This window comes from Catellatospora sp. NPDC049111, from assembly GCF_040648615.1.
In the GTDB taxonomy this organism is placed as follows: Bacteria; Actinomycetota; Actinomycetes; order Mycobacteriales; family Micromonosporaceae; genus Catellatospora; species Catellatospora aurea.
Window position 1 is genome coordinate 251,927 of the sequence record NZ_JBEZEB010000003.1, and the last position, 12,654, is coordinate 264,580.

Genomic DNA, 12,654 nt, shown 5'->3' on the forward strand with positions numbered 1-12,654 from the left:
CACGTTCAGGTGGGACCCCCTTCCGCGCCGTTGTCAAGGGCGCCGAAGGGGGTCCTTCGCCGTACCAGGGCTGATCACAGCAGCACCCGGTGCAGGTTGGCCCGCCGCCGTTCGACCATCGCCTCCCGGGCGTGCTGCAGCCACTCCCGGCGCTGCCCCGGCTCCGGCGGGTAGTCCAGGCCGAACTTGAACCAGGCGGGCGGCTGCGACATCCGGGCGTACCGGTCGATCAGGTCGTCGAGCACCCGGGTCAGCTCCACCCGCGCGTTGCGCCCGGCCTCCAGCGTGGCGCGGTGGGCCGACAGGTAGTCGGCTCGCCGGTTCGTGACGGCGCGCAGCCGCCCCCGGATCTCCTCGATCCGCCCCCGCTGGATCGCGGTCAGCACGGCGGCGGCCCGGTCCTCGCGCAGGTGCCGGGCCAGCGCGGCCCGATGGCGGGGCCGCAGCCACGACGACGGCTGGGCCAGCGCCGCGATGGTGGCGTGGATGCGGGCCTGGACCTTCTGCTCCGCCTCGTACGCCTCCTGGCAGCGCTGCTCGGCGAGCGCGACCTGGCGCGGATCCGGCCCGGGCGGCGCCGCCGCGGCGACCCGCTCGGCCTCCTCGACCAGGCGCCACAGCCAGCGCTCGTCGTCGCCGATCTCGTCCAGCGGGTCGATCGGCGCTATGTCGTCGTAGGGCTCCCGGGCGGCCGGGACCAGTGCCTGGGAATGGACCGGCGTGGAGTGGGCGCTCTCCTGGCCGCAGTGCGGACAGGGCAGTTGCCGCACGAGGCGGCTGATCTCGCCGATCAGCTGCGCCGGCGTGACTTGGGCTGGCAATGGTGTGGACGCCGGTTCAGCGGCCATCGTGGTTCCCCCGCACGTGATGCACAACTGGTTAGCTTGCGCTTAGTCACGCAAGCAACACGTGCAGTGACGATAGCGGGTAGACCGTCGCCTGCGTTCCGTTGCGGTCGTTGTACCAGACGGCGCCCCACCACACCGCGAAACTCGCCGACCGGGTAGGACGAAGATGACGATGCCTGAACACGTGCCCAGCCAGAACACCAGCCCCACCCCGCGCGAGCGCGGCCTGCGCGACTCCGAACGGGTCCAGCTGCCGGGAGACACCCTGCTGGAGCCCGGCCCCGGACCGCTGCAGTCGCTGGGCCTGGATCGGTTCGGCGAGCAGTCGTTCACGCCGTCGAGCTGGCTGGACATGCCCGCCGAGTTGACCCTCGTCGACCACCCGCTCCTGCGCGGCCTGCTCCTCGAACTCCCGCCCCGCAACACCCCGCCCACCGACGAATGGGTCGACCGCTGGTTCGAAGCCACCCGCTCCGTCCTGGGCCTCATCTACCTCCGCCGCTGACCCCGGCCCCCTTCGGGCGGCAACTCTTAAAGAGTCGCGGCATCGGACTCCCCCTGATGCCGCGACTCTTTAAAAGTTGCGGCAGAAGCGGCTGCTCTGACCCGGCTACACAGCGAAGGTCGAGGGGGACTCGGTGGCCGGGGTGACCGGGGTGGCGCGCCAGAGGCGGGTCTTCTGGGCACCGAGGCGGGCGAGGTACTTCGGGTTCAGGATCAGGTAGCGACGCCACAGGCGCTTGGGCTCCAGGCCCAGGCGCCACAGCCACTCCAGGGCGTGCCGCTGCATCCACGCGGGCGGCTTGCGCAGCCCGCCGGCGTGGTAGTCGAACGCCGCACCGACCGCCAGCAGCGGCATCCCCAGGTACGGGCGCATCGCGTACGCGAACTTCTCCTGCCGCGGGCAGCCGAGCCCGACCAGCACGATGCGCGCGCCCGAGCCGGTGATGCGCGCCGCGATCTGCTCGGCCTCGCCGGGCTCCACGCCGCGGAACTTCGACGGCTCGCTGCCCGCGATCTTGAGCGCCGGGTACTTCGCGATCAGCGCCGGGATCAGCAGGTCCAGCACGGGCTGGGTGGAGCCGTAGAGGTACACCGGCAGGCCCTGCTCGGCGGCGCGGCCGAGCACCCGCAGGGTGAGCTCCGGGCCGTACACCCGGTCGCGCAGGCCGGCGCCGTGCAGCAGGTTGAGCGCCCAGCGCACCGGTTGGCCGTCCGGGGTGATCAGGTCGAAGCTGTTGAGCTGCGCGCCGAGCCTGCCGTCGGCGACGCCCTCCATCACGCCGTGCACCGCGAGCGCGGTGACCGCGTACGGCCGGCCCTCCGTCGCCGCGCGGATGATGCGGTCGGTGGCGTCGGCGTAGTCGGTGGCGTCGACGAGGACGCCGAGCACATTGCGCTTGCTGCCGCTGTTCAGCGTCGTCGTCATGACGTTCCTAGGGTGTGCGCGCCGATGGGGGCTACATCCACTTGTCGGCGTTGGCCTCGTAGATCTCGTTGAGGATAGCGGGCACGTTGTAGGTCATCTGCCAGTCCGGGTAGTGCGCCTGGAACTTGGCCATGTCGCTGACGTACCACTGGTGGTCGCCCATGCGCGCCTGCTCCACGTAGTTGACCTTCGCCTCCTTGCCCGCGATCTTCTCGGCGATGGCGAAGGCCTCCAGGTGGGAGGTGTTGGAGAAGCGGCCGCCGCCCAGGTTGTAGACCTCGCCGGAGCGCGGGTTGCGGAAGAACGCCTCGAACGCGGTGAGCACGTCGTGCGAGTGGATGGCGTCGCGGACCATCTTGCCCTTGTAGCCGAACAGGTTGTACGTGCGGCCTTCCATGACGCAGCGCATCAGGTAGGCCAGGAAGCCGTGCAACTCGGCGGCGCTGTGCGCGGGGCCGGTCAGGGTGCCGCCGCGGAAGGAGGCCGTCTTCATGCCGAAGTAGCGGCCGTACTCCTGCACGGCCACGTCCGCGGCGACCTTCGACACGCCGAAGATCGAGTGTATGCTGTTGTCGATCGTCATGTCTTCGGTGATGCCGTCGGCGAACTGGTGGTTCGCGTCGATCTCGTACCGGGTCTCCTGCTCGATCAGCGGGAGGCGGTTCGGGGTGTCGCCGTACACCTTGTTCGTCGAGCAGAAGATGAACGCGGCGTCGGGGCAGTGCTGGCGGGTGTACTCCAGCACGTTCAGGGTGCCGACGGCGTTGACGTCGAAGTCGGTGAACGGCTCCTTGGCCGCCCAGTCGTGGCTGGGCTGGGCCGCGGTGTGGATCACCAGGGAGATGTCCTTGCCGTACCGCTCGAAGATCTTGTTGAGCACGTCACGGTCGCGGATGTCGACGTCGTAGTGCGTGTACGAGTCGCCGAGCTTGCTGGTGAGGTTCACCAGGCTCCAGGCGGTCGAGCCGTCCTCGCCGAAGAAGTACTTGCGCATGTCGTTGTCGAGGCCGACGACGTGCATGCCCAGGCCGGCGAAGTGGCGGGCTGCCTCGGAACCGATCAGACCGGCCGAACCGGTCACCAGCGCAACGCTCACCAGATACTCCCTGTAACCAATCGACGAACTCGACCAGCGGAGAGCTTACCCTGACCGGCCCCGCCCGTCCGCCCACCGTCCGCCCCGCAGCCGCCCGTTACACGGAGCGTTAAGAAGGGCACCTTCCTATACGAAAAACGATGGGAAGGTGCCCTTCCTTGTTCTCTGGGTGGTTTGGGGGCTAGCGGGGCAGCGTGACCGTTACGACGAGGCCGCCGCCTTCGCCCGGCCGGGCCGCGACCGTGCCGCCGTGCGCCCGCGCGATCGCGCGCACGATCGACAGGCCGAGCCCCACCCCCTGGTCGGAACGGGTGCGCTCGCTGCCCCGGCGGAACGGCTCGAACAACCCCTCCACCTCGTACGCCGCCACCACCGGCCCGCTGTTGGACACCTCCAGCTCCACCCGGTCGCCCCGGGTGGCGGTCGCGGCCCGGACCCAGCCGCCCGCGGCGTTGTGCCGGATGCCGTTGCCGATGAGGTTCTGCGCGACCCGTTCCAGCAGCACCGGGTCACCCGCGGTCTCGGCGGGGGCGGCCTCGACCGCCACCGACACGCCAGCCTCGGCCGCCGCGCCCGCGCTCTGCAGCCCGACGTGGTCGACGACGTCGGCGAGGTCGACCGGCCGCCGCTCCACCACCTCGTTCTCCGAGCGCGCCAGCAGCAGCAGCCCTTCGATGAGCCGCTCGTGCCTGCCGTTGATGTCCAGCAGCGTCTCGCCGAGCCGTTTGACGTCCTCGGACGCGGTCCGGCGGTGCATCGCCAGCTCCACCAGCGACCGGTTCAGCGTCAGCGGCGTACGCAGCTCGTGCGAGGCGTTCGCGACGAACCGCCGCTGCCCGTCGAAGGCCTGGTCCAGCCGGGCCAGCATGGCGTCGAAGGTGTCGGCCAGCTCCCGGATCTCGTCGTTCGGGCCGCGCAGCGCGATGCGCTCGTGCAGCCCGCGGTCGGCGGCCGGGGCGGTGCTGATCCGCCGGGCCGTGTCGGTGATCCGGTGCAGCGGCGACAGCAGCCGGCCCGCGATGAGCCAGCCCAGCGCGATGGCCACCGTGCCCACCACCACGAGCGCGATCGCGCCCTGCTGGAGCAGCGCGAGCATGGTCGCGTGGCGCAGCGACTCGGCCTGCTTGTCCATGTAGTAGACGAGGTCGGGGTTGTTGTCGATGAGCACCCGCACTCGGGAGCCGCCCGATCCGGCCAGGCCGGTCACCCCGGGCGCCTTGCCCAGGTCGGGCAGCGGGGCCTGGAAGGTGAACTTCTGCAGCAGCGACTGGTCGACCAGGAAGTAGGTCACCACCAGCAGCGCCAGCCCGGCGAGGAAGAACAGGCCGCCGTACACCAGCGTGAGCCGGGCGCGGATGGTCAGCCGGTACGACGGAAGTCTCAGCGGACGCAGTCTCACGGGAGGCGATACCCCACTCCGGCGACGGTGGCGATGACGGGCGGGTCGCCCAGCTTGCGGCGCAGTTTGAGGATGGTCAGCCGGACCGCCGAGGTGAACGGGTCGGCGTTCTCGTCCCAGACCTTCTCCAGCAAGGTCTCCGCGGAGACCACCGCGCCCTCGGCCCGCAGCAGCTCGGCCAGCACGCCGAACTCCTTGCGGGACAGCGGCACGTAGTAGCCGTCTCGGAAGACCTCCCGGCGGGCCTGGTCGAGCCGGATGCCACCGCGCACCAGCGTCGGCGCGGCAGCCGGCCGGGCGCGCCGGCCCAGCGCGTGCACCCGGGCGGCCAGCTCGGCGAACGCGAAGGGCTTGGACAGGTAGTCGTCGGCGCCCAGGGTCAGCCCGGCGACCCGGTCACCGACCTCGGCGGCCGCGGTGAGCATCAGCACCCGGGTGTCGGCCTGCGAGGCCACGAGCGAGCGGCACACGTCGTCGCCGTGCACCACGGGCAGGTCCCGGTCCAGCAGCACCACGTCGTAGTCGTGCACGGCCAGCCGTTCCAGCGCCGCGTCACCGTCGTACACCACGTCGACGGCGTGGGCGTCGTCACGCAGCCACTCGGCGATGGCATCGGCGAGCAGCGCCTCGTCTTCGACCACGAGTACCCGCATGTCCGGATCCGCCTCCCCCGCCGGTCGGTCCGGCGAGCCAATAGTTACCCGACGTGATGTTTCCTCGCCGTTATCGCGAGCGGAAACGGCCGGGAAACGGCCGCCCGCGTGGACTGGGCACCGTGCCGCCGGCGACCGGCCGGCGGCCCGACGAAGGAGACACGCGATGAAGCGAGGGCTGCTGGGGGCGGCGTTGGCACTGCCCCTGATGGCGGCGCTGGCGCTGGCCGGCTGCGCACAGCCGGACGGCGGCGACGGCATCGCCTCGGCCGGCAACGGGACCGCCGCGGCGACGCCCAGCACCGGGCCGAGCCTGAGCCAGGCGGAGAAGGGCCTCAAGTTCGCGCAGTGCATGCGCGAGAACGGCGTCGACATGCCCGACCCCGATCCGAACGGCGGCCCGGTCCGGATCCAGATCAGCGGCGGCCCCGTGGACCGGGACCGGTTCGAGGCGGCGCAGCAGGCGTGCAAGCAGTACTCGCCGTTCGGCGAGGGCGGGCCCGGCCAGGCCGATCCGGAGGCGGCGGAGAACATGCGCAAATTCGCCCAGTGCATGCGCGACAACGGGGTGCCGAACTTCCCCGACCCGGACGGCGGCCGCGTGATGATCGACAAGTCGATCGGCGAGGACCCGGACTTCGAGGCGGCGCAGAAGCTGTGCCAGGAGAAGTTCATGCCGGGCGCGTTCCAGAAGAAGGCGCCGTGACCGAGACCGCGCAGCTCGCCCCGCCGCACACCGCGACCGCGGCGGCACCCCTACGGCGCCGCCGCCGGCGCGGGGCACGTACCGCGCTGCTGGTCTTCGGGGCGCTGGCCGCCGGTGGGGCCGCGGCCGCCGCCGCGGTCGGCTTCGGGGGCGGGGACGGCACCACGCCGCCCGCGAGCAACCTGCCGCCGGCCACGGCACCCGTGACCAGGCAGACCCTGCAGGACACCCAGACCCTCGACGGCGAGCTCGGCTTCGGCCCGACCCGTTCGGCCGTGAACCGGCTCAACGGCACGGTGACCTGGCTGCCGGAGTCCGGCGCGGTGATCTCCCGCGGCAAGCCCCTCTACCGGATCGACAACACCCCGGCCGTGCTGATGTACGGCGACGTGCCCGCGTACCGCGAGCTCAAGGTGGGTGACGAGGGTGCGGACGTCAAGCAGCTGGAGCAGAACCTCAAAGCGCTCGGTTACAGCGGCTTCACGGTGGACCGGGAGTTCACCTCGTCCACGGCCACCGCGGTCAGGCAGTGGCAGGAGGACCTGGGGCTCAAGGAGACGGGTCGGGTCGAGTTCGGCCGGGTCGTCTTCGCGTCGGGGCAGATCAGGGTGGAGAGCGTCGAGGCCACGGCGAGCGCGCCGGCGCAGCCCGGGGCCGCCGTGCTCAAGTACACGGGCACGGTCCGGGTCGTGGTGGTGCAGCTGGACGTCGCCGACCAGCGGCTGGCCAAGGTGGGCGCGGCCGTGCGGGTCGAGCTGCCCGCGGGCGGCACGGCGGAGGGCAGGGTGGCCAAGGCGTACACCGTCATCGAGGCGGGCGGCCAGGGCGAGGAGGCCACCACGAAGATCGAGGCGGTGGTCTCGCTGGCCGATCAGAAGGCGGTCGCCGCCTTCAACCAGGCGTCCGTCGACGTCACCTTCACCGCCGCCGAGCGCCCCGGCGTGCTCACCGTGCCGGTCTCGGCGCTGGTCGCGCTTCGCGAGGGCGGGTACGGCGTCGAGGTGGTCGAGAACGGCACGAGCCGCTACGTCGCCGTGCGGGCGGGCCTGTTCTCCGGCGGCCGGGTCGAGGTCAGCGGCGACGGCCTCGCCGAGGGCATGACCGTGGGAATCCCGCGATGATCGCGCTGGACGGCGTCACCAAGGTGTATCCGCAACATGGCTCGTCCCGGCGCGCCGCCGCTCTCGCGGCGCGCCAAGCGACTCCCCACGTTGCGCCCGGTGGGGTGGCTGCCCTGGACGGGGTGTCGCTGGCCGTGGGCGCGGGGGAGATGGCGGCGATCGTCGGGCCCTCCGGGTCCGGCAAGTCGACCATGCTGCACATCGTCGGCACCCTCGACCGGCCCACCACCGGGTCGGTACGCATCGCCGGCTACGACGTGGCAGCCCTGTCGGACCGGCAGCTGTCGGCGCTGCGGGCGGCCCGGGTCGGCTTCGTGTTCCAGCAGTTCCACCTCGCCGCCGGGGTCAGCGCGCTGGACAACGTCGCCGACGGTTTGCTCTACGGCGGTCTGGGCCTCGGTGAGCGCCGCCGCCGGGCGGCCGCCGCCCTGGACCGGGTCGGCCTGGCCCACCGGATGGACCACGAGCCGCACGAGCTGTCGGGCGGCGAGCGCCAGCGCGTCGCCATCGCCCGGGCCGTGGTCGGCAACCCGCCACTGCTGCTGGCCGACGAACCCACCGGCAACCTGGACTCGGCCTCCGGCGCGGGCATCATGGCGCTGCTGCGGGAGCTGCATGCCGCCGGCACCACCGTGGTGATCATCACGCACGACCGGGAGATCGCCGCAGGCGCGCCCCGCCAGGTGCAGATGCGCGACGGCCGGGTGATCGCCGACAGCGGCCCGACAGCCGGTCGCGCCGTCCTGGCGGCGGACCTGTCCACCGGCGGTCGGGCGATTCCGCCGACTGGACCGGGGACGCATCCCGCGAGCGTCGGCGGGAGGGCGCGATGACGGCCCCCGCGCTACCGAGGTTGTATCCAGCCCGGATGCGGCCGCGCGACGTGCTGCGCGTCGGAGGAGTGGGCCTGCGCACCCGTCCAGTACGGGCGTTCCTGTCGGCGCTGGGTATCGCGATCGGCATCGCGGCGATGATCGCCGTGGTCGGCATCTCGTCGTCGTCGCGGGCGGAACTGGACCGCACCCTGGCCGCCCTCGGCACCAACCTGCTCACGGTGACCCCGGGCCGGACCATGTTCGGCGCGGACGCCCAACTGCCGGTGGAGTCGGTCGACATGATCGCCCGGATCGCGCCGGTGGAGCAGGTGTCCGCCATCGGCAAGGTCGACGGAGCCAAAGCCTATCGGTCCGACCGCATCCCCGCGGCGCAGACCAACGGCCTGGCCGTGTACGCCGCCCGGCTCGACCTGCCGACCACGGTGGGAGCGAAGCTGCACGCCGGGACCTGGCTCAACGCCGCCACCGAGCGCTACCCGGCGGTGGTGGTCGGGGCGGACACGGCCACCCGGCTGGGCATCGGGGCGGTCGGCCCGGACACCCAGATCATGGTCGGCGGCAAGCGGTTCACCGTGGTCGGCGTGCTGGAGCCGGTGCCGCTGGCCCCGGAGCTGAACGCCGCGGTGCTGGTCGGCTGGCCGGCAGCGGCGGAACGGCTTGCCTTCGACGGGCACCCGACGACCGTCTACACCCGCTCGGTGGAGTCGGCGGTCGCGGCGGTGCAGGGCGTGCTGGCGGCGACCGCGAACCCGGAGGCCCCGAACGAGGTCGACGTGTCGCGGCCGTCCGACGCGCTGCAGGCCAAGCAGGCCGCCAACCAGGCCTTCACCGGCCTGCTGCTGGGCCTGGGCGCGGTGGCGTTGCTGGTCGGCGGGGTCGGGGTGGCCAACACCATGGTCATCTCGGTGCTGGAGCGGCGGGCCGAGATCGGCCTGCGGCGCTCGCTGGGCGCGACCCGGGGCCAGGTCCGGGTGCAGTTCCTGGCCGAGTCACTGCTGCTGTCCGCGCTGGGCGGGGTCGGCGGAGTGCTCCTGGGCATCGCGGTGACGTCGGCTTACTCGGCGTACCAGGGCTGGCCGACGGTCGTCCCGGCCTGGGCCATGCTCGGCGGCCTCGCCGCCACCCTCGCCATCGGCGGCCTGGCCGGCCTTTACCCCGCCATCCGAGCCTCCCGCCTCTCCCCCACGGAGGCCCTCGCCACCCCCTGAGAAAGGAAGGGCACCTTCACAACGCTCCACGTTGTAGAAGGTGCCCTTCCCACCATCAGACCCCTACCGCGGGGCCAGGATCGTCGGACTTGCCGGGCACCTGTGCGTATCTTGACCGGACATTCGCCCACCTGCCTGGCAAGTCGGACGATCAAACGGGCCGACGGCAGCGGGTCCGGAGACTCGACATCGAATCGTGATCTTCCGGGGTGCGTTCGGCGTCCGAGGAGGTCCAGGTGAGGCCGTGGTGAGGTGCTTCTGACCGAAAACGGCGATCTTCCTGTGAACGGCCGACAGTTCGGTGGCCGACACCGAGCTGAGATAAAAAGAAGAGGTCTCCCGGAGGAGACCTCTTCTTGCTGGTGGGGAAGGGGGGAGTTGAACCCCCACGCCCTTTCGGGCACACGGACCTGAACCGTGCGCGTCTGCCATTCCGCCACTTCCCCGCGGCGTGTGCAGGAACTTTAGCAGTCCCGGCGGCTCGCCCGGGAGTCACCTCCCGTTGCGTGCTGGCACAGCTTACGCTATGCCTGCTCCGCCTCGCCAACCGGTTAACCCGGCGGGCGTTGCGGGGAGAACACTAACACGACCACCTGGCCAAGGGTGAAATCGGAGGCAAGGATGGTCGTCATGCTGGCGTGGCGTCGGCAACGGCGGACGTATTGGGCGAAGACGCGGGAGTGGAGGGCAGATAACATCATGTCCTCGGAACCCGAGGAGGACCGGTGAGCGTGTTGCAACGCTTCGAGAAACGCCTGGAAGGCCTGGTTGAGGGCGCCTTCGCGAAGGTATTCAAGGGGGTCGTCCACCCTGTGGAGATCCTGAATGCCATGCAGCGTGAGGCAGAAGCTCACAAGGCGATCCTGGTTGGTGGGCGCACGCTCGTGCCGAACCGCTATGTGATCGATCTCTCGCCGTACGACCACAGCCGGCTCGCGCCGTATGCGGCCGCGCTGGCTCAGGAGCTGGCGCAGTCGCAGGCCGAGTTCATCGGCGAGCAGGCCTGGACGGTGTACGGCGACGTGATCGTCGAGATCGAGCGTGGGGACGGCCTGGACACGGGCATGTTCCGCGTCTCGGCCGAGGTCTACACGGCCGACCAGGCGCCGCAGGCGAGCTACGAGGCCCCGCCGCAGTACCCGCCGTACGGCGGCCAGCAGGCGGGCCCGCCGCCCGGTGGCGGCGGCGCGCGCAACGTGCGCCTCGTCTCCGGTGACGGGCGGACGTTCCCGCTGGCCATCGGCTCGACGACGATCGGTCGTGGGGACCAGGCCAACCTGCGCCTGCCCGACGTCGGCATCTCGCGGCGGCACGCCCGGCTCGACTTCGACGGCTCCCAGGTGGTGCTGACCGATCTCGGATCGACCAACGGGACGATGGTCAACGGCCAGCGGGTCTCCGCGGTCGCCCTGAACCCGGGCGACATGATCCAGATCGGCACGACCACCCTGACGTTCCGCGTGGACGGCTGATCGGCCTTGCCCGAAATCGTTCTCACCGCCGCCCGGTTCGGTTTCCTCGTACTGCTGTGGATCTTCGTGTTCACGGTGGTCGGGGTCATCCGACGGGATCTGTTCGCCGGCTCGCGCACGAGCCGGCTGGTCGCCGCACCCCGCGGAGTCGCGGGGACCGCGCAGGCGGCGGGCAGCGCGCGCCCGGCCAAGGTCAAGAAGGGCCGGGCCGCGCACACCTTGGTGGTCACGGCGGGCTCGCTCGCCGGCACCAAGATCACGCTGGGCGAGGCTCCGATCACCATCGGCCGGGCGGAGGACTCCACGCTGGTCATCACCGACGACTACGCCTCCGCCCGCCACGCCCGCCTGGTCCCCCGGGACGGGCAGTGGATGGTGGAGGACCTCGGCTCGACCAATGGCACGTATCTGGACCGCAGCAAGGTGAGCGGACCTACTCCCGTACCCCTCGGCGTGCCGATTCGCATCGGCCGCACGTCCCTCGAATTACGGCCATGACAATCATCCTGCGCTACGCGGCCCGCAGTGACCGCGGCCTCATCCGTGACGGAAACCAAGACTCCGTCTACGCCGGGCCGCGGCTGCTCGCCGTCGCCGACGGCATGGGCGGCATGGCCGCCGGTGACGTCGCCAGCAACATCGTCATCGGCGCCATGGCCCCGCTCGACGAGGACGTCCCCGGCGATGCGATCGTCGACGCCCTCCGGTCGGCCGTCAACCTCGCCAACCAGCAGCTTCGCGACACCGTGGACGCCAACCCCCACTTGGAGGGGATGGGCACCACGCTCACCGCGATGCTCTTCACCGGCTCCAAACTGGGCATGGCCCACATCGGCGACTCGCGGGCCTACCTCCTGCGCGACGGCGAGTTCAACCAGATCACCAAGGACGACACGTACGTCCAGATGCTGGTGGACGAGGGTCGCATCAGCGCGGAGGAGGCCAGCAGCCATCCTCAGCGCTCGCTGCTCACCCGCGCGATGGACGGGCGCGACATCGAGCCGGACTACACCGTCCGGCCGGTGCATCCCGGCGACCGCTACCTGATCTGCTCCGACGGTCTGTCGGGCGTGGTCAGCGCGGAGACCATCGGCCAGACCATGCGTGAGTACGTCGACCCGACCGCGTGCGTGGAGCGCCTCATCGCGCTCGCCCTGCGCGGCGGCGGGCCGGACAACATCACCGTGATCATCGCGGACGCCACCGACGAGGACATCGTGGAGCAGGCGCCCGTGGTCGGCGGCGCGGCCGCCCGTGATCGCGGCAACACCAGCGAAGCCCAGGTCGAGTCCACCCCGGCGGCCCGCGCCTCGGCGCTGACCGCCACGCCGCGCCCGGCCGCCGCCGAGCCCGCCGCCCCGCCCGCGGAGCCCGCGGCGCGGCGCGGCCGGCATCCGGTGCGCGCCGGGCTGCTCGTGCTGGGCCTGCTCGTGGTGCTCGGTGCGGGCGTCTGGTTCGCCTGGGACTACTCGCAGTCGCGCTACTACATCGGGGCGACCGAGGCCGGGCACGTGGCGATATTCCGCGGCGTGCCAGGCCAGATCGCGGGCTTCGACCTCTCCCAGCCGGAGCAGGTCAGCGAGGTCACCCTCGACGACCTGACCACCGTCGCGCAGGAGCAGGTGCGCAAGGGCATCCAGGCCGACAACGAGGCCGACGCGGTCTCCCGACTGGAGAACCTGATCCGCGACGACCCGGCGAACATGAACATCCTGCCCAGCTGCCCGACCTCGGCCAGCCCCTCCCCGTCGGCGACGCCGTCGCCCGGGGTCACGCCGACGGCCACCCCGCTGCCGGCCGCCGACGCGAGCAGCCCGCCCAGCGAGCCGGTGGTGCCGAGCCCGGTGCCCTGCCGGCCGAATTGAGCATGAGGACGTCGTGACCAC

13 protein-coding genes and 1 tRNA gene are annotated in these 12,654 nt (G+C 71.5%); 8 read left to right on the plus strand and 6 right to left on the minus strand.

What is annotated here, in order from left to right:
- Positions 1-74: 74 nt before the first annotated feature.
- Entirely contained in the window at positions 75-848 is a 774-nt protein-coding gene (locus AB0B66_RS06015; RefSeq protein ID WP_360523566.1) for a hypothetical protein, read from the minus strand.
- Positions 849-1,014: 166 nt separating this feature from the next.
- On the opposite strand from AB0B66_RS06015, the gene AB0B66_RS06020 reads away from it, so the two are divergent.
- Positions 1,015-1,353, plus strand: a complete 339-nt coding sequence (locus AB0B66_RS06020; RefSeq protein WP_360523569.1) for a hypothetical protein — start codon at positions 1,015-1,017, stop codon at positions 1,351-1,353.
- A 105-nt stretch (positions 1,354-1,458) separates the two neighbouring features.
- Here the strand turns inward: AB0B66_RS06020 and AB0B66_RS06025 are convergent, their stop codons facing one another.
- The 4 genes from AB0B66_RS06025 to AB0B66_RS06040 form a co-directional block, all read right to left on the minus strand.
- Positions 1,459-2,277, minus strand: coding sequence for a WecB/TagA/CpsF family glycosyltransferase (locus AB0B66_RS06025; protein ID WP_360523572.1), 819 nt, complete (start codon positions 2,275-2,277; stop codon positions 1,459-1,461).
- Between the two features lie 31 nt (positions 2,278-2,308).
- Positions 2,309-3,373, minus strand: a complete 1,065-nt coding sequence (locus AB0B66_RS06030; RefSeq protein ID WP_360523575.1) for an NAD-dependent epimerase/dehydratase family protein — start codon at positions 3,371-3,373, stop codon at positions 2,309-2,311.
- Positions 3,374-3,554: 181 nt separating this feature from the next.
- Positions 3,555-4,772, minus strand: a complete 1,218-nt coding sequence (locus tag AB0B66_RS06035; RefSeq protein ID WP_360523578.1) for an ATP-binding protein — start codon at positions 4,770-4,772, stop codon at positions 3,555-3,557.
- Complete coding sequence (locus tag AB0B66_RS06040; RefSeq protein WP_360523581.1) at positions 4,769-5,425, minus strand: response regulator transcription factor; 657 nt, start codon at positions 5,423-5,425, stop codon at positions 4,769-4,771. Before AB0B66_RS06040 ends, AB0B66_RS06035 begins: the two co-directional genes overlap by 4 nt.
- Positions 5,426-5,591: 166 nt before the next feature.
- On the opposite strand from AB0B66_RS06040, the gene AB0B66_RS06045 reads away from it, so the two are divergent.
- The 4 genes from AB0B66_RS06045 to AB0B66_RS06060 are packed head-to-tail and all read left to right on the plus strand — an operon-like array spanning position 5,592 to position 9,296.
- Complete coding sequence (locus tag AB0B66_RS06045; protein ID WP_360523584.1) at positions 5,592-6,131, plus strand: hypothetical protein; 540 nt, start codon at positions 5,592-5,594, stop codon at positions 6,129-6,131.
- A complete protein-coding gene (locus AB0B66_RS06050) occupies positions 6,128-7,252 on the plus strand; it encodes a peptidoglycan-binding protein (protein ID WP_360523587.1) in 1,125 nt (374 codons plus the stop codon). The genes AB0B66_RS06045 and AB0B66_RS06050 overlap by 4 nt, the downstream gene beginning before the upstream one ends.
- Complete coding sequence (locus tag AB0B66_RS06055; protein WP_360523590.1) at positions 7,249-8,085, plus strand: ABC transporter ATP-binding protein; 837 nt, start codon at positions 7,249-7,251, stop codon at positions 8,083-8,085. Before AB0B66_RS06050 ends, AB0B66_RS06055 begins: the two co-directional genes overlap by 4 nt.
- Positions 8,082-9,296: an ABC transporter permease gene (locus AB0B66_RS06060; RefSeq protein WP_360523593.1), complete on the plus strand. Its 1,215-nt coding sequence runs from the start codon at positions 8,082-8,084 to the stop codon at positions 9,294-9,296. Before AB0B66_RS06055 ends, AB0B66_RS06060 begins: the two co-directional genes overlap by 4 nt.
- 360 nt (positions 9,297-9,656) lie before the next feature.
- Here AB0B66_RS06060 and AB0B66_RS06065 read toward each other — a convergent pair.
- Positions 9,657-9,742, minus strand: a tRNA-Leu gene (locus AB0B66_RS06065).
- 279 nt (positions 9,743-10,021) lie between these two features.
- Between AB0B66_RS06065 and AB0B66_RS06070 the strand changes: the two genes are divergently transcribed.
- From AB0B66_RS06070 to AB0B66_RS06080, 3 genes are read left to right on the plus strand one after another with little or no spacing between them, the layout of a single operon-like run.
- Positions 10,022-10,768 carry a DUF3662 and FHA domain-containing protein gene (locus tag AB0B66_RS06070; RefSeq protein WP_203691934.1) on the plus strand — a complete coding sequence of 249 codons (747 nt, stop codon included), beginning with the start codon at positions 10,022-10,024 and terminating at the stop codon, positions 10,766-10,768.
- Between the two features lie 6 nt (positions 10,769-10,774).
- Positions 10,775-11,266, plus strand: a complete 492-nt coding sequence (locus AB0B66_RS06075; RefSeq protein ID WP_360523597.1) for an FHA domain-containing protein — start codon at positions 10,775-10,777, stop codon at positions 11,264-11,266.
- On the plus strand, positions 11,263-12,633 hold the full coding sequence (locus AB0B66_RS06080) for a PP2C family serine/threonine-protein phosphatase (protein ID WP_360523600.1): 1,371 nt from the start codon (positions 11,263-11,265) through the stop codon (positions 12,631-12,633). Before AB0B66_RS06075 ends, AB0B66_RS06080 begins: the two co-directional genes overlap by 4 nt.
- Positions 12,634-12,654 lie beyond the last annotated feature (21 nt).